Source organism: Marinobacter shunpengi (assembly GCF_045449715.1).
Lineage (GTDB): Bacteria > Pseudomonadota > Gammaproteobacteria > Pseudomonadales > Oleiphilaceae > Marinobacter.
On the sequence record NZ_JBJJLA010000001.1, the window covers coordinates 46714 to 70938 of the forward strand.

The 24225-nt window shown below is 62.4% G+C and carries 24 protein-coding genes; 19 read left to right on the top strand and 5 right to left on the bottom strand.

What is annotated here, in order from left to right; translation table 11 throughout:
- Positions 1 to 3 precede the first annotated feature (3 nt).
- Positions 4 to 1509 carry a CoA-acylating methylmalonate-semialdehyde dehydrogenase gene (locus ACJO3T_RS00210; RefSeq protein ID WP_406977481.1) on the bottom strand — a complete coding sequence of 502 codons (1506 nt, stop codon included), beginning with the start codon at positions 1507 to 1509 and terminating at the stop codon, positions 4 to 6.
- A 136-nt stretch (positions 1510 to 1645) separates the two neighbouring features.
- Between ACJO3T_RS00210 and ACJO3T_RS00215 the strand changes: the two genes are divergently transcribed.
- The 14 genes from ACJO3T_RS00215 (at position 1646) to apbC (ending at position 13472) form a co-directional block, all read left to right on the top strand.
- Positions 1646 to 2551, top strand: coding sequence for a LysR family transcriptional regulator (locus ACJO3T_RS00215; protein ID WP_406977482.1), 906 nt, complete (start codon positions 1646 to 1648; stop codon positions 2549 to 2551).
- Between the two features lie 270 nt (positions 2552 to 2821).
- Positions 2822 to 4183: an ABC transporter substrate-binding protein gene (locus tag ACJO3T_RS00220; RefSeq protein WP_406977483.1), complete on the top strand. Its 1362-nt coding sequence runs from the start codon at positions 2822 to 2824 to the stop codon at positions 4181 to 4183.
- 55 nt (positions 4184 to 4238) lie between these two features.
- The gene (locus ACJO3T_RS00225) at positions 4239 to 5171 is read left to right on the top strand and encodes an ABC transporter permease subunit (protein ID WP_406977484.1); all 933 of its coding nucleotides are present in this window, start codon (positions 4239 to 4241) and stop codon (positions 5169 to 5171) included.
- Entirely contained in the window at positions 5168 to 6049 is an 882-nt protein-coding gene (locus tag ACJO3T_RS00230; protein WP_406977485.1) for an ABC transporter ATP-binding protein, read from the top strand. Before ACJO3T_RS00225 ends, ACJO3T_RS00230 begins: the two co-directional genes overlap by 4 nt.
- 71 nt (positions 6050 to 6120) lie before the next feature.
- Positions 6121 to 6864 carry a GntR family transcriptional regulator gene (locus ACJO3T_RS00235; protein WP_406977486.1) on the top strand — a complete coding sequence of 248 codons (744 nt, stop codon included), beginning with the start codon at positions 6121 to 6123 and terminating at the stop codon, positions 6862 to 6864.
- 9 nt (positions 6865 to 6873) lie between these two features.
- Positions 6874 to 8610: a fumarate reductase/succinate dehydrogenase flavoprotein subunit gene (locus tag ACJO3T_RS00240; RefSeq protein WP_406977487.1), complete on the top strand. Its 1737-nt coding sequence runs from the start codon at positions 6874 to 6876 to the stop codon at positions 8608 to 8610.
- A gap of 44 nt (positions 8611 to 8654) precedes the next feature.
- On the top strand, positions 8655 to 8888 hold the full coding sequence (locus tag ACJO3T_RS00245; RefSeq protein WP_406977488.1) for a 4Fe-4S dicluster domain-containing protein: 234 nt from the start codon (positions 8655 to 8657) through the stop codon (positions 8886 to 8888).
- Positions 8889 to 8896: 8 nt separating this feature from the next.
- A complete protein-coding gene (locus ACJO3T_RS00250; RefSeq protein ID WP_406977489.1) occupies positions 8897 to 9856 on the top strand; it encodes a HEAT repeat domain-containing protein in 960 nt (319 codons plus the stop codon).
- Between the two features lie 72 nt (positions 9857 to 9928).
- Positions 9929 to 10252 (top strand): ferredoxin FdxA, encoded by a 324-nt coding sequence (gene fdxA, locus ACJO3T_RS00255; RefSeq protein WP_406977490.1) that lies wholly within the window; start codon positions 9929 to 9931, stop codon positions 10250 to 10252.
- 3 nt (positions 10253 to 10255) lie between these two features.
- Positions 10256 to 10435 carry a hypothetical protein gene (locus tag ACJO3T_RS00260; RefSeq protein ID WP_406960751.1) on the top strand — a complete coding sequence of 60 codons (180 nt, stop codon included), beginning with the start codon at positions 10256 to 10258 and terminating at the stop codon, positions 10433 to 10435.
- Positions 10432 to 10761 carry a DUF971 domain-containing protein gene (locus ACJO3T_RS00265; RefSeq protein ID WP_406977491.1) on the top strand — a complete coding sequence of 110 codons (330 nt, stop codon included), beginning with the start codon at positions 10432 to 10434 and terminating at the stop codon, positions 10759 to 10761. Before ACJO3T_RS00260 ends, ACJO3T_RS00265 begins: the two co-directional genes overlap by 4 nt.
- Positions 10758 to 11765, top strand: a complete 1008-nt coding sequence (locus tag ACJO3T_RS00270; protein ID WP_406977492.1) for a YeiH family protein — start codon at positions 10758 to 10760, stop codon at positions 11763 to 11765. Before ACJO3T_RS00265 ends, ACJO3T_RS00270 begins: the two co-directional genes overlap by 4 nt.
- A 41-nt stretch (positions 11766 to 11806) precedes the next feature.
- A complete protein-coding gene (locus tag ACJO3T_RS00275) occupies positions 11807 to 12583 on the top strand; it encodes a ferredoxin--NADP reductase (protein ID WP_406977494.1) in 777 nt (258 codons plus the stop codon).
- Positions 12584 to 12593: 10 nt separating this feature from the next.
- On the top strand, positions 12594 to 13472 hold the full coding sequence (gene apbC, locus ACJO3T_RS00280; protein ID WP_406977495.1) for an iron-sulfur cluster carrier protein ApbC: 879 nt from the start codon (positions 12594 to 12596) through the stop codon (positions 13470 to 13472).
- A gap of 3 nt (positions 13473 to 13475) precedes the next feature.
- Here apbC and ACJO3T_RS00285 read toward each other — a convergent pair whose 3' ends face one another.
- The 4 genes from ACJO3T_RS00285 to ACJO3T_RS00300 form a co-directional block, all read right to left on the bottom strand.
- Positions 13476 to 14261 (bottom strand): ParA family protein, encoded by a 786-nt coding sequence (locus ACJO3T_RS00285; protein ID WP_406960761.1) that lies wholly within the window; start codon positions 14259 to 14261, stop codon positions 13476 to 13478.
- A 102-nt stretch (positions 14262 to 14363) separates the two neighbouring features.
- Entirely contained in the window at positions 14364 to 15383 is a 1020-nt protein-coding gene (locus ACJO3T_RS00290; protein ID WP_406977496.1) for a lipase family protein, read from the bottom strand.
- A 179-nt stretch (positions 15384 to 15562) separates the two neighbouring features.
- Positions 15563 to 16066: a DUF6795 domain-containing protein gene (locus ACJO3T_RS00295; RefSeq protein WP_406960766.1), complete on the bottom strand. Its 504-nt coding sequence runs from the start codon at positions 16064 to 16066 to the stop codon at positions 15563 to 15565.
- Positions 16067 to 16368: 302 nt separating this feature from the next.
- Positions 16369 to 17700, bottom strand: a complete 1332-nt coding sequence (locus ACJO3T_RS00300) for a hypothetical protein (RefSeq protein ID WP_406977497.1) — start codon at positions 17698 to 17700, stop codon at positions 16369 to 16371.
- Positions 17701 to 17954: 254 nt separating this feature from the next.
- On the opposite strand from ACJO3T_RS00300, the gene ACJO3T_RS00305 reads away from it, so the two are divergent.
- The 5 genes from ACJO3T_RS00305 (at position 17955) to ACJO3T_RS00325 (ending at position 24151) form a co-directional block, all read left to right on the top strand.
- The gene (locus tag ACJO3T_RS00305; RefSeq protein WP_406960768.1) at positions 17955 to 19160 is read left to right on the top strand and encodes a 3-oxoadipyl-CoA thiolase; all 1206 of its coding nucleotides are present in this window, start codon (positions 17955 to 17957) and stop codon (positions 19158 to 19160) included.
- Positions 19161 to 19262: 102 nt separating this feature from the next.
- The gene (locus ACJO3T_RS00310) at positions 19263 to 20432 is read left to right on the top strand and encodes an acyl-CoA dehydrogenase (protein ID WP_328185438.1); all 1170 of its coding nucleotides are present in this window, start codon (positions 19263 to 19265) and stop codon (positions 20430 to 20432) included.
- Positions 20433 to 20832: 400 nt separating this feature from the next.
- A complete protein-coding gene (locus ACJO3T_RS00315) occupies positions 20833 to 22029 on the top strand; it encodes an acyl-CoA dehydrogenase family protein (protein ID WP_406960772.1) in 1197 nt (398 codons plus the stop codon).
- Between the two features lie 10 nt (positions 22030 to 22039).
- Entirely contained in the window at positions 22040 to 23182 is a 1143-nt protein-coding gene (locus ACJO3T_RS00320) for an acyl-CoA dehydrogenase family protein (protein ID WP_406977498.1), read from the top strand.
- 201 nt (positions 23183 to 23383) lie between these two features.
- Complete coding sequence (locus ACJO3T_RS00325) at positions 23384 to 24151, top strand: class II aldolase/adducin family protein (protein ID WP_406960775.1); 768 nt, start codon at positions 23384 to 23386, stop codon at positions 24149 to 24151.
- Positions 24152 to 24225: the final 74 nt, after the last annotated feature.

Here is a 24225-nt window from a genome sequence, read left to right on the forward strand (position 1 = left end):
CGCTTACCGCAGGTTGATGGTGGTGTTCACGGAACCCACCTGCTCGTCCTCATCGAACCAGCGGGCGGTGACGGTCTTGGTCTGGGTGTAGAACTGCACCACCTGCTTGCCGTAGGGACCCAGGTCCCCCAGCTTGGACCCCCGGGAACCGGTAAACGAGAAGTAGGGCACGGGCACCGGAATGGGTACGTTGATGCCCACCTGGCCCACGTCGATATGCTCCTGGAAACGATGGGCCGCCGCGCCGGAGCGGGTAAAGACGGCGGTGCCGTTGCCATTGGGGTTGGCGTTGACCAGGTCGATGGCCTCATCCAGGGTTTCCGCCTCCAGCACGCACAGCACCGGGCCGAAGATTTCCTCCCTGTAGATGGTCATGTCCGGAGTCACGCCGGAGAACAGGGTGGGCCCGATAAAGTTGCCCTTCTCGTAGCCCCTCACGCTGGGATCGCGACCATCCAGCACCAGCTTGGCGCCCTCGCTGATGCCCTTCTGCACCAGGCCCTCCACGCGCTCCAGCGCCTGCGGGGTGATCAGCGGCCCTACGTCGGTCCCTTCCTCGGTACCGGCGTTGACGTTGAGTTTCTCCGCCCGGCGAGCCAGTTCCGGCAGCCAGTTGCGGGCCTCGCCCACCAGCACCAGGGCCGACACCGCCATGCAACGCTGACCGGCCGCGCCAAAGCATGAGCCCACCAGGGCGTTGAGGGTCTGCTCCTTGTTGGCATCGGGCAGCACCACGGCGTGGTTCTTGGCGCCCATCATGCACTGCACCCGCTTGCCCGCCTGAGAGGCGCGGTTGTAGACATGGGTGCCCACCGGGGTAGAGCCCACGAAGGACACCGCCTTGATGTCCGGGTGGTCACAGATGCCGTTCACCATATCCGGTCCGCCATGGACCACGTTCAGCACGCCCTTGGGAACGCCCGCCTCCAGGGCCAGCTCCACCAACCGCATGGTGACCATGGGGTCCCGTTCCGAGGGCTTGAGCACAAAGGTGTTGCCGGTGACGATGGCCATGGGGAACATCCACAGGGGAATCATCGCCGGAAAGTTGAACGGGGTGATGCCGGCGCACACGCCCAGGGGCTGACGCAGGGTATAGGTGTCCACATCGCCAGCCACATTGTTCGCGTATTCCCCCATCTGCAGGGTGCCGATACCGGCGGCGTGTTCCACCACTTCCAGGCCCCGGAACACATCCCCCTCCGCATCGGGCAGGGTCTTGCCCTGCTCGGCGGTGAGGATGCCCGCCAGCTCTTTAATGTTGTCGCGGATCAGTTGCTGGTATTTGAGGAAGATGCGGGAACGGACACCGATGGGTGTCTTGCGCCAGCTCTTGAAGGCTTCCCGGGCAGCGCTGACGGCCGTGTCCAGTTCATCTGTGGTGGCAAAGGGCACCTTCGCCAGCACTTCCTGGGTGGCCGGGTTGGTGATGTCCCGCCACTCGCTGGTCTTCGATTCGACAAATTCGCCGTCAATCAGCAGTTTGACGGTGGGTACCTGTGCGTTCATGGGGGCTGTCTCCGGTGTTGTTCTTGTGTTGGCTTTGTATAAATACCGATCACCGGATAGTAGCAGTGCATTTTTAAGCGCTACAATGGCGCTAAATGCAACCCCGATCTGCAAATATGCACAGGCCGATTAAATAATGAACTGGGATGACCTGAAATTCTTCCTGGAGCTGAGCCGGGCCGGCAAACTGACCGCCGCCGCCCGCCGCATGGGCGTGGACCACACCACGGTCTCGCGGCGCATCCACGCCCTGGAGAAGAGCCTGGGCATGACCCTGTTCATTCGCGAGCAGACCGGCTACAGCCTCACCGAGGCCGGCCGCCAGCTACTGCCCCAGGTGGAGCAGATGGAAAGCGCCAGCGTGCGCATCGAGCAGAGCCTGCCGGAGGCCGACGAACAACTCTCCGGCCAGGTGCGCATCGGTGCCACCGAAGGCTACGGCACCATCATGCTGGGGCGGGAACTGGGGCAGCTCACTGGCCGTTACCCCCACCTGCATGTGGATCTGCTGGCCATGCCCCGGGCCCTGCGTCTGTCTCGCCACGAGGCGGACATCGTCATCACCCTGGAGCGCCCGGAACGCGGCCCGTTCATCGTCACCAAACTCACCGACTATGTGCTCCGGCTCTACGCCAGCCGAGACTACCTGGAGGAGCACGGCCCCATCCACCAGCGCAACCAGCTCGGCAAACACCGGTTTGTCAGCTATGTGGACGACATGGTGTTCAGCCGCGAACTGCTGTTCCTGGACGAGATCGCCGGCTCCGGCGAAGTGAATATCCGCAGCACCAGCGTACTGGCCCAGCAGGAAGCCATCGCCACCGGCGCCGGCATCGGCATACTGCCGGCCTTCTCCGCCGACATCGACGACCGACTGGAAGTGGTGCTGCCGGACCAGATCCGCTTTATCCGCACTTTCTGGATGCTGATGCCCGAGGAGCTGAGGCACATTGCCCGTATGCGGGTGACGTGGGATTTCCTGCGTGAGCGGGCGGAGCAGAACCGCCCGCGCCTGATGGCAGATCAGTTGTCCGGCAAGTAACAGGATAGGCAGCCAACGACTTGCACTACTTGTTATAGCTGCCGCAAAACCGCCTGCGCCCCCCTGGAACCGAAATTCGCCCTTCGCACCAAAGACGGGCGCAGTGAACGCTGTTCATTTTCTCACCTTTCCGTTCCCACCCTTTCCTGAATAACCCTGAAAAACATCGGGTTAAAACCTTTCCTTATCTTCCTGGCACGCCGACTGCAACACCTACCACAGGCATCATGACCTGTTAGTACAAGTGGACCAACCGGGAAGGCTATAACGATGAGAGACACGAAAACACTGGCAACACTCACCCTGTGCGGATCGCTGTCGCTGTTTGCGGCCGGCGCATCCGCTGAAACCATCCGCGTCGGTATCGGCCACCAGAGCATGGTGACCAACACCATCCCCGGCGGCATCATCCTCGAGAAACTGGAGCTGCTGGAAAAGCACCTGCCCACTACCGGCCAATACGAAGACGTTGACTACGAGATTATCTATCGGGATTACGATTCCGGCCCGCCCATTACCAACCAGATGCTGGCCGGCAAGCTGGATTTCGGGGTAATGGGGGACTACCCCCTGATCGTCAACGGCGCCAAGTTCCAGGAAACCGGCAAGCAGGAAACCCGTTTTATCGCCGTCACCGGTTACAACCTGCGGGGCACGGGTAACGGCATCGTGGTACCCATCGACTCCGACGCCCAGAGCCTGGCGGACCTGGAAGGCAAGCAGCTTTCCGTGCCCGTGGGCAGCGCCGCCTGGGGCATGACCCTGAAGGCCCTGAGTGAAGCGGGGCTCAGCGACAAGGTGCAGATCGTCAACCAGAGCCCGCCGGTGGGCGCCGCCAACATTGAAGCCGGCCGCATCGACGCCCACGCTGACTTCTGCCCCTGGTCGGAAATCATGGAATACCGGGCAACCGGTCGCAAGATTTACGACGGCAGCGAAGCGGAAATTCCCACTTTCCACGGCACCGTGGTGCGCAAGGACTTCGCCGACCAGTACCCGGAAGTGGTGGAGGGCTACCTGACCGCCACCCTGGAAGCCCAGAAGTGGATCCAGGACGACCCCATGAACGCGGCGGTGCAGGTGTCCGAATGGACCGGCGTGGAGAAAGAGGTGCTTTACCTCTACTTCAGCGAGGGCGGCATCACCACCTTCGAGGCCAGCGTCAAACAGGAATGGATCGACGCCCTGGAATACGATCATGCCCTGCTGCAACGGGAAGTGGGCATTCCGGACCTGGCCTTCGACCGCTGGATCGACGACAGCTACCTGCGCAACGCCTACGCCACCATGGACATGGACTACGAGGCCCTGGTGGGCACCGTGGTGGACACCCAGCCCAACAACCCCGACTTCGCGCCCGCCGAAATCTGGTTCGCGGACAAGGGCATCGTCACCTACGACAGCGTGGCCGACATGCTGGCCGCCCAGGCGGATGCCGGGGAAGCCATCAACGCCACCTATGTCTACGACAACCTCACCGGCCTGAAGCTCTTCGGCAAGGCGGCCTACCTGGTGAAAGGCACCGATGGCGAGGTGGTGGCCTTCCTCAAGAAAGCCGACTCCGACAACTACATCGCTGAGAACGGCGGCACCCTGATCACCCGCGATAACGCCGTCGCCATGGCTGACTGACCCGAGCCCGGGCGGCTGCCCCTGTAGCCGCCCGGCAAGGTCCGAGGAGCAGACAATGGACAGCAAGAGCAACGCAGCACTGAAAACCACGGAGCCGGAGACCGCCGAACAGGCGGTGCCCGCTTCGTCGGTAACGGGTCCGGCGAGCCCCCTGCCGGCCGCCAATACGCCCACGGCAACGGGACGTCCGTCCCCGGCCGGGCTCTGGTTCCAGGCCACCGGTAGCCGCTATCTGGTCCGGGTAGCAGCACTCATCGCGGCCGTGATCCTGTGGCAGGTGGCCTCTGACAACGGCTTCGACTTCTACATCAATTTCAACAACATTCCCGCCCCCACCGCCGTCGGCTCCGCGCTGATGACGGAACTGACCGGGCAGGAATTCTACCTGCATATTCTGCACAGCATGCAGCGGGTCGCCGTCGCCTATGGGCTGGCGGTGGTGCTGGGCATCGTGCTGGGTGTGGCCATGGGCCGGTCCCGCTGGGCGGAGGACATCATCCTGCCCTACATCGAACTCCTGCGACCGATTCCCGCCGTGGCCTGGATTCCCCTGGCGATTCTGATGCTGCCCACCGAGCAGGCCAGCATCATATTCATCACCTTCCTGGGGGCCCTGTTCCCGATCGTGCTGAATACCACCCATGGGGTGGAGCAGACCAACGCAACCCTGATCCGCGCCGCCCGCAGCCTGGGAGCGAGCAACCGCGCCATTCTCTGGCATGTGGTGCTGCCCGGTGCCATGCCGTCCATTGTCGCCGGCCTGGCCATCGGCATGGGCGTGGCGTGGTTCTCCCTGCTCGCGGGGGAAATCATCAGTGGCCAGTACGGCATCGGCTACTACACCTGGAATTCCTACACCCTGATCCAGTATCCGCAGATCATCATCGGCATGCTCGTCATCGGCGGCCTCGGCACCCTGTGCACCCTGCTCGTGCGCAAGGCCTGCAGCCCTCTGCTGAAGTGGCAGGCCAAGGGAGGTCACTCATGAGTGATGCAGCCATGATCAACGACAACCGCCTGGCCGTGCTGGATCACAGCCGCCTGCGGGGCAAGGGCGATAAGACCGGTAAAGACCGGGGACGGATTTCGGTGCGGGACGTGGATATCGTCTTCGACACCGCCAGCGGACCCCACATGGCCGTGCAAAGCGCCAGCCTGACGGTGCGTCCGGGCGAGTTCCTGTGCCTACTGGGCCCCTCCGGCTGCGGCAAGTCCACCCTGATGAATACCGTGGCGGGGTTCGTCAAACCCAGTCAGGGCGAGGTCACCGTGGACGGAAAGCCGGTCACCGAACCGGGCCCGGACCGGGGCATGGTGTTCCAGCAGCACTCCCTGTTCCCCTGGAAGACGGTCAAGGAGAACGTGGCCTTTGGCCCGCTGATGGCCGGAGCCAGCAAATCGGAAGCCTGCAGCATCGCTCGCACCTTCCTCTCACTGGTGGGGCTGGCAGCTTTCGAGAATGCCTACCCCAACACCCTGTCCGGTGGCATGCAGCAACGGGTGGGTATTGCCCGCGCCCTGGCCAACTACCCCAGCGTGTTGCTGATGGATGAGCCCTTCGGCGCCCTGGACGCCCAGACCCGCTCCATGATGCAGGAGAACCTGCTGGAGATCTGGAGCGAGTTCCACAACACCGTGGTGTTCGTGACCCACGACATCGACGAGGCGGTGTTCCTGTCCGATCGCATTGTGGTGATGAGTGCCAGCCCAGGACGCATCATCGCCGACATACCGGTGGAACTGCCCCGTCCCCGGGAACAGTCCCTCATCACCACACCGGAGTTCATGGAGCTCAAGCGCCAGTGCCTGGACCTGATCCGCCAGGAAACCCTCAACGCGTTCGAACAGCAGAACAGGGCGGGGTGAATGATGAATCCAGTTATCCGGACTTCACCTGCACTCGCCATGACCTGTCATGACAAGCGGGAGGGCACACGATGAACAACGCCACCCAACTGATGGCCGGGCATTCACCGCTGCCACTGTATGTGCAGATCCGCGACAGCCTGCGGCGGCAGATCCTCGAGGGCCAGTACCAGGTCCACGAACAGCTGCCCTCCGAGAACGCCATGATGAAAACCTTTGGCGTCAGCCGGATCACCATCCGCCAGGCCCTGCGGGACCTGCACAACGAGGGCCTGGTGTTCTCGGCCCAGGGCAAGGGCACCTTCGTCAGCAAGCCCAAGGCGGTGCAGAACGTGCAACGCCTGGAGGGCTTCGGCGAAGCCATGGCCGCCCAGGGCTACGAGGCTTCCGCCCGGGTGCTGAGCATCCAGCAGATGAAGGCACCCAAGGCGGTGGTCGCCGCCCTGGACCTGCACGCCGGCGATGAGGTGGTGGAGGTCAAGCGCGTGCGTTACCTCAACCGCGAACCGGTTTGCGTGGAAAACAGCTACTTCCCCATGGATGTGGGCCGGCAGATGTTCGGTCTGGACCTGTCCGGGGACATTTTCCCGATGCTGGAAAACCTGTTCGGCCTGCCCCTGGGCGGTGCCGATATCGGCCTGGACGCCATCCTCGCGGATGACGAAACCCAGCAATACCTCAACCTCCGGGCCGGCGAGGCCATCCTGCGGGTGGAACGCCTGACCCACAACCGGGAAGGCCGGCCCATCGACTTCGAATACCTCTGCTATCGCGGCGATTCCTTCAAATACCAATTCCGGATCGACCGGAAATAGGAGCACCTGATGATGAAGATCAACGACATTCCCGTAATCGACACCGACGTACTGGTCATTGGTGGCGGCACGGCCGGACCCATGGCTGCGGTCACCGCCAAGGAACAGGACCCGAGCCTGAAGGTCATGCTGCTGGAGAAGGCCAACGTAAAACGTTCCGGCGCCATCTCCATGGGCATGGACGGCCTCAACAACGCCGTCGTCCCGGGCCACGCCACCCCGGAGCAGTACGTGAAGGAAATCACCATTGCCAACGACGGCGTCGTCCACCAGCCGGCGCTGATGGCCTATGCCACCCGGTCCTTCCCGATGATCGAGAAGCTGGACTCCTGGGGCGTGCACTTCCAGAAGGACGAAACCGGCGACTACGACATGAAGAAGGTGCACCACCTGGGCACTTACGTGCTGCCCATGCCGGAGGGCCACAACGTCAAGAAGATCCTCTACCGACGCCTGCGCCGCAACCGGGTGGAGATTGAAAACCGCTATACCGCCACCCGCCTGCTGAAAGACCCGGACGGCAAGATCGCCGGCATGATCGGGGTGAACACCCGCACTGCCGAGCCAATCATCATCCGTGCCAAGGCGGTGATCATGGCCACCGGCGCTGCCGGCCGCATCGGCCTGCCCACCTCCGGCTACCTGTTCGGCACCTACGAGAACCCGGCCAATAACGGCGACGGCCACGCCATGGCCTACCACGCCGGGGCCGACCTGGCGAACCTGGAGTGCTATCAGGTGAACCCCCTGCTGAAGGACTACAACGGCCCGGCCTGCGCCTACGTCACCGGCCCTCTGGGCGGCTTTACCTCCAATGCCTTCGGTGAGCGCTTTATCGAGTGCGACTACTGGTCCGGCCAGATGATGCTGGAGTTCTTCAAGGAACTGGAATCCGGCACTGGCCCGGTGTTCCTCAAGCTGGACCACCTGGCGGAAGAAACCATCCAGGAAATCGAGACCGTGCTGCACACCAACGAGCGCCCCAGCCGTGGCCGCTTCCATGAAGGCCGGAAAGTGAACTACCGCCAGCGCATGGTGGAAATGCACATCTCCGAGATCGGCTTCTGCTCCGGTCACTCCGCCTCCGGCGTTTGGACTGACGAGACCGGCGCCACCACCGTACCGGGGCTTTACGGCGCGGGCGATATGGCCAGCGTCCCCCACAACTACATGCTGGGGGCCTTCGTGTACGGCCAGATCTGTGGTGAAAGCGCCGCCGAGTTCGTCAAGACCCGGGGGGAGATCAAGCTGGACGAGGACTTTATTAAAGCCGAACTCGAGCGCATTCAGGCGCCCATGAAGCGCACCGATGGTATCCCTCCGGAGCAGATGGAGTACAAGGTGCGCCGGCTGGTGAACGACTACCTGCAGCCGCCCAAGGTCACCAAGAAGATGGAGATCGGCCTGGAACGCATCCTGTCCGTGCGGGACGACGTGCCCATGCTCTGCGCCCGCGACCCCCACGAACTGCTCCGGGCCATGGAAGTGCAGTCCATCATCGACTGCGCCGAGATGGCCGCCCGGGCCTCCCTGTACCGCACCGAATCCCGCTGGGGCCTTTACCACTACCGGGTGGACTGCCCGGACCAGAACAACGAGGACTGGTTCTGTCACACCCGCCTGTACAAGGACGACAACGGCAACATGGCCAGCGGCAAACGGCCCATCGCCGACTACATCGTGTCCCTCGGTGAAGAGAAGGACGCCTACAACAAGCTGCGGGTAAAGAAAGCCGCCAACGCCTGATTCATAACGGCTTTCAAATTCAAGAACCGAGAGAGGAAACGACCATGCCTATCGCCAATCATCATTCCACCGTCCCGGTCATCGTGGACGAAGACAAGTGCATCGCCGACAAGGGCTGCACCGTGTGCATCGATGTGTGCCCCCTGGATGTCCTGTGGATCAACGAGGACACCGGCAAGGCCCACATGAAATACGACGAGTGCTGGTACTGCATGCCCTGCGAGGCGGACTGCCCCACGGATGCCGTCACCGTCAACATCCCCTACCTGCTGAGCTGAGGTGAGCCATGAAGACCTACGACGACCCCGAACTGCAGGCCATCGCCGTCAAACTGGCTTCCGATGACCCCGGCATCCGCCGTGTCGGCGTGCTCGACCTGGTGGACTCCGGCGAGCCGGAGGCGGTGGAACTGCTGCTGCTCGCCCTGCGCGATACCGACACCGGAGTACGCCAGGAAGCCGCCAAGGTGGTGGACGAATTCGAAGCCGAGGATATGGCCGACGCGCTGATTGCCGCCCTTGGTGACAACGACGAGGTGGTGCGCAATGCCGCTGCCCATGCCCTGGCCGACCTCAAGGATCCGGCAATGGCCGCGCCGCTGCTGGAGGCATTGGACAACAGCTCCGACGGCTTCGTGGTCGCCGGCATCCTACGGGCCCTCAAGCCCCTGCGGAACCCGGGGGCGCAACGCCCGGCCCTGAAACTTCTCGGCGATAGCGACCCGGTGGTGCGCCGCGAAGCCGTGGGCGTGATCGGCTGGCTGAAGCAGCCGGAAAACCTGCCCGCGCTGGTGGAAACCGCCCAGCACGACAAGGACCCGGAAGTTCGCCGGGCCGCGACCGGCGCCCTGGTCTATGCCAGCCCGCAGCAGGTGGGCCAGGCCCTGATCGGCCTGCTCACCGACAACCACTGGCAGGTGCGCTGCGAGGCCGCCAACAGCATCGGCAAGCTGGACCACCAGGCCGCCTTGCCGGCACTGATGACCGCCACCCGGGACGAGCTCTGGCAGGTACGGGAAAAGGCCGTGGACGCCCTCGGCAAGCTGGGTTCCGCACAGGCCATCCCGGTACTGGGCGAGTGCTCCCAGGATGCCATGAGCAACCTGCGCAAGGCTGCCATCGGGGCCCTGGGCACCATCGGCCATAGCGACGGCCTGCCCTTCGTGCAGACCGCCATGGACGACCCGGACCCGGACGTTCGCAAACTGGCCCGCTGGGCGATGTCGAAACTGGACAACGCAGCCTGAGCGTCTGCCCTGACCGGGTCTTACGGGTCTGGTCGGGGCGGCCACTGGCTGTCTCTGCAAAGGAGAGAATCCATGACCTTTGTTGTCACCGAAAACTGCATCCGCTGCAAGTACACCGACTGCGTGGACGTGTGCCCGGCCGACTGCTTTCACGAAGGCCCCAACTTCCTCGTGATCAACCCGGAAACCTGTATCGACTGCAGCCTCTGCGTCACGGAATGCCCCGCAGAGGCCATCTACGAGGAATCGGACCTGCCGGACGACCAGCGCCACTTTATCGAGCTGAATGCCGAACTGGCCCAGGTCTGGCCGGTGATCAGTGAAGTGGGAAGCCCACTGCCGGACGCCGAACAGTGGGTCGACCAGGGCGACAAGCTGCAGTTTCTCGAGAGGTAAGTCATGACTCAACTTGTCATAACGAGTTTGAAAGCCCTGGCCGTATTGGTTGCGCTGCTGACCGCCAGCCAAAGCAGCGCCCGCCCCCTGGAGATACCGGTGAACACGGTTCAGATGCCGGAAGCGCCCGCTGAGCCTGCCATCCGCAAACCGACGACCGATGTTGAAGGAGTAACGCCATGACCGCCGAAGCCCTTGCCCAGAACAGCACGGCCACGGAACCGCCCAGCCAGATCCGCCTGCGTCGCAAACAGAAGATGGTGGAAATCACCTGGCCCGACGGCCTGGAAAGCCACCTCAGCTGCCTGACCCTGCGCAAGTCCTGCGCCTGTTCCAGCTGTAGCAATGCCCGCCAGAAGGGCGCCATCAGCCTGATCGACGCGGACATCGGCATCGACAATCTGAACGTGCACGGCGTCAGTGCCATGCAGTTCCACTTCAGCGACGGCCACAACCGGGGACTCTACCCCTGGGCGTACCTGCGCCAGCTGTGTGAGCAGGTGTCATGAACACCAGTCTGCGCGCCCTGGATCACCCCTGGGCGGTGCCGTTGAAGCGGCGCTACCCGGGCGCGGCCCTGTGCGTGGTGGTGGCCCTGGCGGGCAGTTTCCTGGCGGAGCATTACGGCGCCCCGGCGTTGGTGCTGGTACTGCTGCTGGGCTTCGGCTTTGCCAGCCAGGCCAGTGACGAGCGCATGCGACCGGGGGTGGAGTTCTGCGCCCGCCCGGTGTTGCGGATCGGCGTTGCCCTGCTGGGGGCCCGTATCGGCGCGGAGCAACTAATGGCCGTGGGCAACCTGCCCCTGCTGGTGGTGGTGACCTGCGTGCCCCTGACCATCGGCAGTGCGCTGCTCCTGGGGCACTGGCTGAATCTGCCCCGCATGCAGAGCCTGGTGGCCGGTGTTGCCGTGGCGATCTGTGGGGTTTCAGCGGCAGTCGCGGTAGCGGCCGTCATTCCCCAGGGCAAGCTGGAGGAACGGCGCTTACTGGGCGTCGTGGTGGGCGTTACCGGTCTGGGCACGCTGTCCATGCTGCTGCTTCCGCCGCTGTTTTCAGGGCTGGGATTTAGCGAGCTTCATACCGGCCTGTTACTGGGCGCAAGCATTCACGATGTAGCCCAGGCCGCCGGCGCCGGTTACCTGGTGTCCGACAACGCAGGGGACATCGCCACCCTCACCAAACTGCTGCGGGTCGCCCTGCTGGCACCGCTGATCCTGCTATTGGGCGCGTTACTGAACGACCGCAATTCGGGCCCCGCTGATCATCCCTGGTTCCTGCTGGGCTTCGTCGCCCTGTTCGCCCTCAACAGCCTGGGCTGGCTGCCGGAAGAGCTGCGCCAGTTGCTGGTGACCGCCTCCGGCGCCTGCCTGCTGGTGGTGATGGCGGCACTGGGCATGCGTACCAGCCTCGGCGCCATTATCGCCCAGGGCTGGCGCCCCATGGCGCTGCTGGCGAGTCTCAGCGGCCTGCTGATTGTCAGCGCCATGGCCACCCTGGCCCTCTATTCATCCTGATTTCACCTGACTCAAAAACCATTACTCAAGGAGAAGACATCATGGCTGCATTGGGAAAAGAAAGCGTTATCAGCGTTCATCACTGGAACGACACCCTGTTCAGTTTCCGCACCACCCGCGACCAGAGCCTGAGGTTCGAGAACGGCCACTTCGTGATGATTGGCCTGCCGGTGGATGGCAAACCGCTCTTACGGGCCTACAGCATCGCCAGCGCCAACCATGACGAGTACCTGGAGTTCCTCAGCATCAAGGTACCGGACGGCCCGCTGACCTCACGGCTGCAACACCTCAAGGAAGGCGACGACCTGTTCATCAGCCGCAAGCCCGTGGGCACCCTGGTGATGCACGACCTCAACCCGGGCAAGAACCTCTACCTGTTCGGCACCGGCACCGGCCTGGCGCCATTCATGAGCATTATCCGTGACCCCGAAGCCTATGACCGTTTCGAGAAGGTGATCCTGGTGCACTGCGTGCGCGAGGTGAGCGAACTGGCGTATCACGACTACCTGACGAAAGAGCTGCCCAACCACGAGTTCCTGGGCGAGTACATCCGCGAGGGACTGGTGTACTACCCCACCGTCACCCGCGAGCCCTTCCGCAACCAGGGCCGCATTACCACCCTGATCGAGAACGGCAAGCTGGCTGAGGACCTGGGCCTGCCCCAGCTCAACCCGGAGACCGACCGCGCCATGCTCTGCGGCAGTCCGGCCATGCTGGATTCCATGGCCTCCATGCTCGATAGCCTGGGATTCAAGGGCTCACCCCAGCAGGGCGAACCCGGTGACTACGTCATCGAACGTGCCTTTGTGGAAAAATAGGAGAAGGCTTATGTCCAGTTCCGTGGTCAACATGCCCCCGCGTGGTGATGCGGGGGCCGACGGCCCCCGCGCCGTGCCCGGGGTAAAGCACCTGATCGCCGTCGCCTCCGGCAAGGGCGGCGTCGGCAAATCCACCACCGCCACCAACCTGGCCCTCGCCCTGGCGGCTGAAGGCGCCCGGGTCGGCATGCTCGACGCCGACCTGTACGGCCCCAGCCAGCCCCGAATGCTGGGTATCGCCGGCTCGCCGGAAACCCGCGACGGGAAAATGGAGCCGATGATGGGCCATGGCATCCAGACCATGTCCATCGGCCTCATGATGGACGACGACACCCCAGTGATCTGGCGCGGCCCAATGGTCACCCGGGCACTGCAACAACTGGTGTACGAGACCCGCTGGGATAACCTGGACTACCTGATCGTCGACCTGCCCCCGGGCACCGGCGATATCCACCTCACCATGGCCCAGAAAATCCCCGTCTCTGGCGCCGTCATCGTCACCACCCCCCAGGACATCGCCCTGCTGGACGCCCGCAAGGGCCTGGCCATGTTCAAGAAGGTGAATGTGCCAGTGCTGGGGATTATCGAGAACATGAGCACCCATGTCTGCAGCGAGTGCGGGCACGAGCAGCATATCTTCGGGCAGGGTGGCGCCGCACGGATGGCGGAAGAGGCCGGTCCCCGTTTGCTGGGCGAGCTGTCGCTGGACATCCGCATCCGGGAGGGAGCAGATTCGGGGCAGCCTGTCCTGGTTGGAGAACCGGCAGGTAGCCTGTCCCGGGCCTATCTCGGTATCGCCAGAAGCCTCATCCAGGCACTGGCCGTCCTTGAACCGACGTCCGATGTCAAAGAAGCCAGATCCGCCGTACCAGAGATTCTTGTGGAATAATGACTAACTGGACGAGACCGGCGCCCTGTCCAGGGCGTCGTAAAGCTCACAGTACTGAACCGTTAACCCATGGCTGGGCGCCATGTAGATCAGCGGTTCCTGGCGCTGGTGGGATTCCTTCATCTTCACCGAGCTGGACAATCGCACCGGTGATACCGGCAGACCTTCGTCCATCAGTTCCTGGATCACCTGCTGGGGCAATTTGGCCCGGGGCTGGAACTGGTTGGCAATGATGCCTTCCACCACCAGGGTCTCGTTGTGGTCTTCCCGCAGGTCGCCGATTTCGTTGAGGGTGTTATACAGGGCCTGCCGGGAGAAATCGTCGCAATCGAAGGGAATCAGGCAGCGGTCCGCGGCCACCAGGGCGGCACGGGCATAGAAGTTCATGGAGGGAGCAGTGTCGATGTAGATCTCGTCGAACTCGTCCTCCAGCTTCTTCAGCGCTTCCCGCAGCTTGTAGATCTTGTGCTTGGCTTCCAGCTTGCGCTCCAGGAACTCCAGCTCCGGGCTGGCCGGCAGCACCGACAGCCCCGGAAAACGGGTCTCGTGGACGAACTCCTCCGGTGGCCGGTTGAACACGGTAAAGGTCACCGTCTGCTCCAGCAGATCCGCCACGGTATCCTTCAGGCCCTCAGGGGACCTGCCCAGCAGGTACAGGGTCGAATTGCCCTGGGGGTCCAGATCCACCACCAGCGCCCGCTTGCCCTTCGACGCGGCGATCGCCGCCAGGTTACACGCAATACTGGATTTACCGACGCCACCTTTCTGGTTAAAGACCACTCGCCTCATGGTGCCTCCGTTGCACGGTCAATGGGACTGCAGTCCGTTTAGCTTAGCAGGCTGCTGACAGGTTGGGGCAACCACCAGGACGGCGAGGCGAGCGGCACCAGGCTAGCTTTGCTCAATAGCCTGCCGTACCGACGCATACAAGGCGCCAGCGGTTTTATCGAACACCCAGCGGATAAAGCTGAAGGTCATTTCAACCACGGTTGTTACCGCCGCCTTTGCGAAGGCAAGCATATGACCGAGCAGGCCGCGGGTCTGCTCGGCCAGTGACGTTGAAGCCCTGGCAATATCTTCCAGGGTATGGGCAAGGAGGTCGTAAAAGGTTAATGACGTACTGATGGCGGCCTGGGCCAATACGGCGGAATAGTATCCAGCGTCCTTCAGCAACGTTACCAACGCAGCAGAGAGCTTCTCTGTCCAGTATCCGGAAAACGACGCTTCGTGGCGACGTTCATAGTCCAGCCTCACCGGATTATTCAGGTAATCCATCGAGTTCTGGTAAAGCATGTCCCAGTCACCCTTCTTCGCGGTGTTGCGATAGCCGGGTACCCCGTCCTCTCCCATGGCGTGGGCCGCGGCACTTATGCCCGCGCCCCTGTCGAGGCGATACTCAATGCCGTTGACCGGGGCGTGCATGAATGGCCAGAGAGGGACCGCCGGCACAGGGTCCGCGCCGTGCGTACATCGATGCAGCTTGTTGACTTCAAAGCTGGTTTTGGTTGCGAACCCCTTCATACCGACCCTGGGAGCGCCGAAGGTATACAGGTTGGCATCAAGCCGGTACCGTTTATGAAGCCAGTCAGATACCAGGGACGCCAAAGCACCGCCCAGACTGTGGCCGATACAGTGAATCCCGGCCACGGGTCCCCGGTTCAGGCGCGGGGTCAGCAGCGCCTCCAGCCCGGATTTCATACTTTCAAAAGCCTCGTTGAACCCGGAATGCACCATGGCGCCGCCGGTACTGGACGACAATCCGATATCGCCGTTTGTCAGCCAGTCGTGGTTGGTTCTGGTGCCCCGTACTGCGATGACATGGTGGCCGGCGAAGTCATTCTTGCCGTCAGCTACCATGGCGAAATCGGACGTTCTCTGGAAAAAGCCCCAGAAACCTCCAGTCTCAGCCATGACGGGACCACTCCCCAGCTTGATATCGAAAACCCGTTTCAAAGCTTCGGATGGTTTGACCTGGACCACCCCCGTGGGCCCTGGTTCCCTGACTTCGTATACGATATCGGCAAATTCTGCTGCGAGGTTCGGAGATAGCTGCTTCATAACATTTCCTTATGTTTTGATGAGATATCTGTTTACCAGCGACAGATGCTGGAAATATTGTGTGTAAACTCCGGATTTTCAGCCTTCACAAAATGGTGATCGATTTCCTCGTCCTTCAGATCACAGCTCAGTGTCTGGAGTTTCTCAGCAATGACCTTTTCACCCTCTATTCGACCCGTAACGTAGTACCAAAGTACGTACTTATTGCCCTGATGATTCGCGACAATAACCTGCCTCAGTCGATCTTCCACGAAGGGTTTGCCGGGTGTCCGGGATTTGATTGTCCAGGCGGGAAATGAAAAGTGCCCCTCTTGATCCGTCAGGGTTTCCTGTATCTCTGCGTCGTCATAGGTGGCCTCCCGGACAACAGTGACTCCGGACAGCGGTCTACCATCCATTAGAATCCGTCCCTGTACGGGAGGAAACAGATGAACATCGTAGCGTTTGCCTAACCCAAACATCCCCGCAGACCCCTCACTGATCACAAGTACAAGAAGAACACCGATGACGACTGGAAAACGGCTGATGGACAGCATATTCACTCCAGATTGACCACACATGACAAAGGGCCCCGGCAGGCGGGAGAAGGACAGGCAAGGTTTTTTGGGTGGGCACCGGTGGTACCCCATTGGCAGGCGTTGCTGGTGTCATCCCTGAACTCCTGTTGGCCGGCCCCGGCAGGAGGCTGATCCGTCCCTTTGTGTCCCTTAAAGGGGAAACAGGCTCATACTCCCGCGTTGTTTCTGGCCGGTCAATGGTACCAGGTCTCAAAATTCCGCCGTGCACCAATCGGGGGACCTGGAAACTGGAGAGTCTACCGGCGGATGACCGGTGGCGGTCAGGCCAGTAACGCCAGGAACACCAGCAGCAGCGGCAGGGATGCCGCCACGAACAGCCCGTTCCAGCCGAAGGCCACCTTCAGTTGCGACACCCGGCCAAAGCGCGCCAGCAGGGTAACGGCCGGTCCCATGGGCGCCAGCATCATGGCCAGGGAGAACCCGATCACCAGCGCCACGGCGATAGGCAGGATGTCCATGCCGACCGCCTCAAGTTGGGGCAGGAGGCCACCAAGGATGCTCAGGGAGGTAATGGGGATCAACCCGATCGCAGACAGCAACGGCAGGATCAGCAAACCGGCCACCGCCACCAGGTAGGTCCCGGCCTCCTGCGCCGCCATACCGGACACCAGGTCGTCCGGTACCAGCGTGATCAGGGCAACCCCCAGGCACGCCGACGATGCAAAGATCGACATCTCGTTACTCATGGAGGCGACGTTCTCCGTGGCCTCACGGAACACTGCCAAGGGCCGCCGCTCACACCACAGCATATAAAGGATGGTCACCGCCGGTACCGCGATCATTGCCGCCCGGGAGACATTGAAGCCGGCGGTGTACACCAGCGTTGCCATGCTGCCAAGGATCAGCGTGACCACCAGGACCAGGGTTTTCGAACCCTGGGGCCAGCCCTCAAGCTTCACCCGCTCCTCGCTCACCTTACGGAAACGCCTCTGCTCCAGTACCCAGCCGACGCCAATCAGCAGCATCGAGGCAACCAGCCCATAGGGCAGCAACTGGGACCAGGAGATCGCCGGCACCTCCCGGGTAATGATCGCCACCGCCACACTGGTGGGTGCTACCAGTGGTACCAGGGCAAACCCCCGCAGGGCGCTGATAAGCACGCTGCGAATCCAGTTCAGGCGGGATTCGCCGTGGATATTGCGTTCGTCCAGGGTCTGGGTGAGTGTTCCGCAGAGCAGACTCATCACGCCAAAATTGAGCACCGAGGCGATACTCAGGGTGGTCACCGCGTATTTCGGATAGAGCAGCATCGGCGCCCCGCCCAGCAACACATCGTGGATCCTGCGCAATACCTCGAAGCGGCGCACCAGGCACTGCATCATGCCCAGACTGCCAAGGAAGGCCCCGTAGAACCCCGCCGATGCTGCCGCGTCCAGTAACCCGGCCCGGTCCAGGTAGCCGCCCGCCGCCAACCCGGCCACCAGCACCAGGGTCACCAGCAGCAACCCACGGGCGTAGGGACTGATACGGGGAAGGAACAGGACGAAATAGCCCAGAAACAGGCAGCCGGCGACTATACTGAATAGCCTGACCGAGGTAACCAGAGCCAGCAGCTCGATCACGACGGCCAGGGAAAGCAGGTAACGGGTCATGGACGGTGACAGATTCCTAATGCTCGGGGTGGCAGGATAACGGGCTCCGGACGGCTTGCAATTGCGCATTGGCCGGATTAATCTTTAGCCACCCTGACGTTTGGATAAAATTAAGTTTCGCTTGATGAAACTACCTTATCATTTTTGTCGAAACAAGCGGCGCGCATTTTCCGTTATCATTGGCAGGCCGTAAAACGATTTATCCAAGACCGGGAGGGCGAACCTTCCCGCGGATCACAAGCACAGGAGAGAACATGAGCGCCTATATCTACGACGGCTTGAGGACACCTTTCGGACGCCACGCCGGTGCCCTGGCCAAGGTACGGCCGGACGACCTGCTGGCCAGCGTCATCAAGGCCGTGATCGAGCGCAACGGTTTCGAGCGCAGCGCTTACGAAGACGTGATTGCCGGCTGTACCAACCAGGCCGGTGAAGACGCCCGTAACATTGCCCGCCATGCCGGCCTGATGGCGGGTCTGCCGGTGGAAACCGCTGGCCTGACGGTCAACCGCCTGTGCGGTTCCGGCCTGGCGGCTATCATCGACGCCGCCCGCGCGGTTCGTTGTGGCGAAGGCGACCTGTTTATCGCCGGTGGCTCCGAAAGCATGAGCCGCGCCCCGTTTGTCATGGCCAAGAGCGAAACGCCCTATTCCCGGGACTTCCGCATGTTCGACAGCACCATCGGCGCCCGCTTCCCCAACCCGCGGGTCGAGGCGGAGTTTGGCAACGACACCATGCCCCAGACCGCCGATAACATTGCCTCCGACCTGGGCCTGACCCGTGACAAGGTGGATGAGTTCGCCGCCCAGAGCCAGGCCCGTTACGAGGCCGCCCGCAAACTGGGCTTCTACGACGAGGAAATCCTCGGCATCGAAGTACCCCAGGGCCGCAAGAAGCCGCCGGTCACCGTTGACCAGGACGAGCATCCGCGCCCGCAGTCCGATGTGGCCGCCCTGTCCAACCTGCGCCCGCTGTTTGAAGGTGGCGTGGTGACCGCCGGCAACGCCTCCGGTGTCAACGACGGCGCCGCCGCCCTGATCATCGGCTCTCTGGAAGCCGGCGAGAAAGCGGGCATCAGGCCCCGGGCCCGCATCGTGTCCGCCGCCATCGCCGGCGTTGAACCCCGGGTGATGGGCTACGGCCCGGTACCGGCCAGCGAGAAGGCCCTAGCCCGCGCCGGCCTGTCCATCAACGATATGGACGTGATCGAGATCAACGAGGCGTTCGCCGCCCAGGTTCTTGGCTGCACGACTAAACTGGGTATTGACCAGACCGACTCGCGCCTGAACCCCAACGGTGGCGCCATTGCCGTGGGTCACCCGCTGGGTGCCTCCGGCGCCCGGATCGCCCTGACGGCGACCCGTCAGCTCGAGCGCATGGAGGGCCGCTATGCCCTGGTCAGCATGTGCATTGGCGTAGGCCAGGGGATTGCCGCCGTTATCGAGCGTTTCAGGGACTGATAGTAACCGGTCGGAGGTCTGCCCCGCAGGCACTCCGACCCACCCCCAACCAGGGCGGTGCCGATAGCCGACACCGCCAGTTTGATTTTCAGGAGACACACTATGGCTTCCGCTCCCTGGGATGACCTGCTTCAGTTCGACAAGCAGCTCGACGAAACCGAACGCCAGGTTCGCGACAGCATCCGCAGCTTCTGCGACCAGCGACTGATGCCGGGCATCATCGAGGCCAACCGCCACGAGAAGTTCGACCGCAGTATCTTCAATGAAATGGGCGAGCTGGGCATGCTGGGCGCCACCCTGCCGGAAGAGTACGGCGGCCCGGGCCTGAACCATGTGTGCTATGGCCTGATTGCCCGCGAGGTTGAACGTGTGGACTCCGCCTACCGTTCCGCCCTGAGCGTACAGTCCTCTCTGGTGATGTACCCGATCTTTTCCTATGCCAAGGAAGAGACCAAAAAGCGCATCCTGCCCAAGCTCGCCTCCGGCGAGTGGGTGGGCTGCTTTGGCCTGACCGAGCCCAACCACGGCTCCGATCCCGGCGGTATGGAAACCCGGGCCAAGCGCGTTGATGGCGGCTACCTGGTCAGCGGGTCCAAGACCTGGATCACCAACTCCCCCATCGCCGATGTGTGCGTGGTCTGGGGCAAGCTGGACGACAAGATCACCGGCTTTATCATCGAACGGGAAGGTGCCAAGGGCCTGGATACCCCGAAGATCGAAGGCAAGTTCTCCCTGCGTGCCTCCGAAACCGGCTCCATCTTCATGGATGAGGTCTTCGTACCGGAAGAGAACAAGCTCGACGTGGAAGGCCTGAAAGGCCCGCTGAGCTGCCTGACCAAGGCCCGCTATGGCATCAGCTGGGGTTCTTTGGGCGCCGCCGAGTTCTGCTGGCACGCAGCCCTCAACTACACCCTGGAACGCAAGCAGTTCGGCAAGCCGCTGGCGGCCAACCAGCTGATCCAGAAGAAACTGGTGGACATGCAGACCGAGATCACCCTGGGTCTGCAGGCCGTGCTGCAGCTGGGTCGCATGATGGATGCCGGCGAGGCAACACCGGATTCCGTGTCGCTGCTCAAGCGCAACAACTGCGGCAAGGCCCTGGACATCGCCCGGGTCGCCCGGGACATGCACGGTGGCAACGGCATCTCCGACGAATACCACGTGATCCGTCACGTCATGAACCTGGAAGCCGTCAACACCTACGAAGGCACCCACGATGTCCACGCCCTGATCCTGGGCCGTGGCCAGACCGGTCTGCAGGCGTTCAAGTAAGGCCCGCATCGACCGGAACCCAGAAACAGGGCCTTCGGGCCCTGTTTTCCATACCCCTCCTGATGCGCCCCGCGCCGCCGGCGGGCATTCTCCCTGTCCTTCCGCTAGACTTATTGGCCTGATCAATTTGTGCCCGACGGGCACCTGCATTAAAGTAACACCGCTTTCGAGCCCCGTGTTCCGCTGTGCGGTCCACCATTTCCGCCACCCAGGTGCCACAACACCCCACGGCGGACCCGAACCGGCCTGTGGCAGGGGTTGGAACAGAAGTACCTGAGAGGCAAGGCCCCACCCCGGATGGAAATCCGGGGGAATTGACACGAAAACGGCCTTCCTCCATCATAGGTATATTCTGCTATGCGGTATATGTTTTCGCTAGGACGAACCGAGAGGTTGATTCATGAACATGAACTACACGGCTGAAGAGCTCGCCTTCCGCGACGAAGTGCGAGCTTTTCTGGACGAAAAGCTGCCGGCCGACATCGCTGCCAAGGTCAAGGGTTTCCGCAAGATGACCAAGGAAGACCACCAGCGCTGGCAGAAAATCCTCACCGAACAGGGCTGGTACGCCAGCCACTGGCCCGAGGAATACGGCGGTGTGAAGTGGACTCCGGTTCAGAAGCACATCTGGGATGAGGAATCCTGTGCCTACGGTGTTCCCCGCACCATCCCGTTCGGCGTCAACATGGTTGCCCCGGTGATCATCAAGTTCGGCACCGAAGAACAGAAGCAGCACTACCTGCCCAAGATCCTCAGCGGCGAGCACTGGTGGTGCCAGGGCTACTCCGAGCCGGGCGCCGGTTCCGACCTGGCCTCGCTGAAGACCCGAGCAGTCCGTGACGGCGACCATTACATCGTTAACGGCCAGAAGACCTGGACCACCCTGGGCCAGCACGCCAACATGATCTTCTGCCTGGTGCGCACCAACACCGAGGTGAAGGCACAGGAAGGCATCTCGTTCCTGCTGATCGACATGAACACCCCGGGCATCACCGTGCGTCCGATCATTACCCTCGACGGCGAGCACGAAGTCAACGAGGTGTTCTTCGAGGACGTAAAGGTTCCCGTTGAGAACCTGGTCGGCGAGGAAGACAAGGGCTGGACCTACGCCAAGTACCTGCTCACCTATGAGCGTACCGGCCTGGCCGGCATCGGCCTGTCCAAGGCGGCCCTGACCCACCTCAAGCAACTGGCCTCCCGCCGCCTGAAGAACGGCAAGCCGCTGCTGGAAGATCCTACTTTCAGCCAGCGCATTGCCCGGGTGGAGATTGACCTGATGGCCGCCACCATCAGCAACCTGCGCATCATTGCCGCGGTTGAAGGCGGCGGTGTCCCCGGCGCCGAAAGCTCCATGCTGAAAGTGAAGGGTACCGAGATCCGCCAGGCCATCAATGACCTGGCCCGTCGCGCCATTGGTCCCTACGCCATCCCGTTTGTTGAAGAGGAAATGAGCCTGGACTATGAAGGCGAGTTCCTGTCCGACGAGAACGCCGCGCCGCTCTCCGCTCAGTACTTCAACAACCGCAAGCTGTCGATTTTCGGCGGATCCAACGAGATCCAGAAGAATATCGTATCCAAAATGATTCTGGGACTTTAAGGAGGCGACCATGGACTTCACTCTTAGCGAAGAGCAACAGATGTTGCAGGACACCGTGGCGCGCCTGGTCCGCGGTGAATACAGCTTTGAAAAGCGTCTTGAATTCAGCGAAACCGAGCTGGGCTTCAGCGAGGATTTCTGGAAGCAACTGGGTGAGCTGGGCCTGACCGCCGTACCCTTCTCCGAAGAGCTGGGCGGCTTCGGCGGTGGCGGCGTCGAGATCCAGTCCGTCATGACCGAGCTGGGCCGCGGCCTGTGCCTGGAACCGTACCTGCAATCCGTGGTACTGGGCGGTGGCATCCTCAGCCAGGCCGGTAACGCCGAGCAGCAGGAGCAGTACCTCTCGGGTGTTGCCACCGGCGAAACCAAGGTAGCGGTTGGCCTGCAGGAGCCCCAGGCGTTCTACAACCAGAACGAGGTGAGCACCAAGGCCGAGAAATCCGGCGACGGCTACACCCTGAACGGTCGCAAGGCCGTGGTGATCGGCGGTCACTGTGCCGACCTGATCATCGTGTCTGCCCGCACCTCCGGTGACGTGCGCGATGCCGACGGTATCAGCCTGTTCGCCGTGGACCCGAACGCAGAGGGCGTTGAGCGTCGCACCTACCCGACCGCCGACGGCGCCAAGGGCTGTGACGTGTTCCTGAACAACGTCAAGGTAGGCGCCGATGCCCTGCTGGGCGAGGAAGGCAAGGCCGCTGACGTGATCGAATACCAGACCGGCCGTGCCATCGCTGCCCTGTGCGCCGAGGCTGTCGGCTGCATGGAAGAAGCCAACGAACTGACCCTGGAATACCTGAAGCAGCGCAAGCAGTTCGGTGTGCCCATCGGTAAGTTCCAGGTACTGCAGCACCGCATGGTGGACATGATGTCCGAGCTCGAGCAGGCCCGCTCCATGGCCATCCTGGCCGCCAGTGTTGCCGACGACGAGCAGAGCGACGAGCGCCGCCGCACCCTGGCCGCCGCCAAGAACGTGATCAACCGTGCCGGCCAGTTCATCTCCGAGAAGGGCATCCAGTCCCACGGCGGTATCGGCATGACCTGGGAGTACAGCTTCGCACACTACGCCAAGCGCCTGGTCATGATCGGCCACCAGCTGGGCGACGATGACTTCCACCTGGAGCGCTACGCCTCCCTGCTGCAGGCCGGCTAGGAGTCTGCGGTAAAAGAACCTGTCGGGTCTCTCCTCCAGTCGGAGAGCGTTCGGGGCGGCCCTGGTAAAGGTGCCGCCCCTTTTTTACGCCTGGACAGGTCGATTAGGCACCTACCCTAAGCTTCCGTAAAAGAGCTAGACTGTCATACCCCCAACAACAAGGCTCACCTGATGAGATCAACAACAAGAGGATAACGCCGTATGAACGCCTCCAACATCACTGGCTCCAATGACATGGAGTCAACCGACCTGAAAAAGGCCGAGTGGAAGGTTCGCACTGAACTGGCCGCCGCCTACCGGCTTGTGGCCCTGTTTGGCTGGGACGACCTGGTTTTCACCCACCTGTCGGCACGAGTGCCCGGGCCGGAGCATCACTTCCTGATCAACCCCTATGGCCTGCTGTTCCACGAGATCACCGCCTCATCCCTGGTCAAGGTGGACCAGGAGGGTCAGGTGGTTCAGGCCGGCGGTCTTGAGCGGGTCAACCCGGCGGGATTCACCATCCACAGCGCCGTGCATATGGGCCGGGACAACGCCCACGCGGTAATGCATGTGCACGCCGCCGACAGTGTCGCCGTGTCCGCCCACAAGGACGGCCTGCTGCCCCTGAGCCAGACCGCGATGCTGTGCCTGGACCACCTGGCCTACCATGACTATGAAGGGGTGGCCCTGAACCTTGACGAGCGTGAGCGCCTGATCCGGGATATCGGTGACAGGAACATGCTGATGCTGCGCAACCACGGCATCCTCACCGCGGGCAGCTCGGTGCCGGAGTGCTTCACCTATCTCTACTTCCTGATGAAGGCCTGCGAAATCCAGGTGAGAACGCCAACGCCCTATTGCCTGCCGTCACAGGAAGCCATCGAGACCACCCGCGAGCAGTCCCAGTCCCTGGGCAAGGCCGCAGCCCTGACCTGGCCGGCGCTGACCCGGTTGCTGGACAGCAAGAACCCGGGCTACGCGGTCTAGTGTGGCGTGCGGTTAGTTCGCTGGCCGCACGCCACACCCGGAAAGGTCCGGTACAGGCGGAGGAACGGATTCCT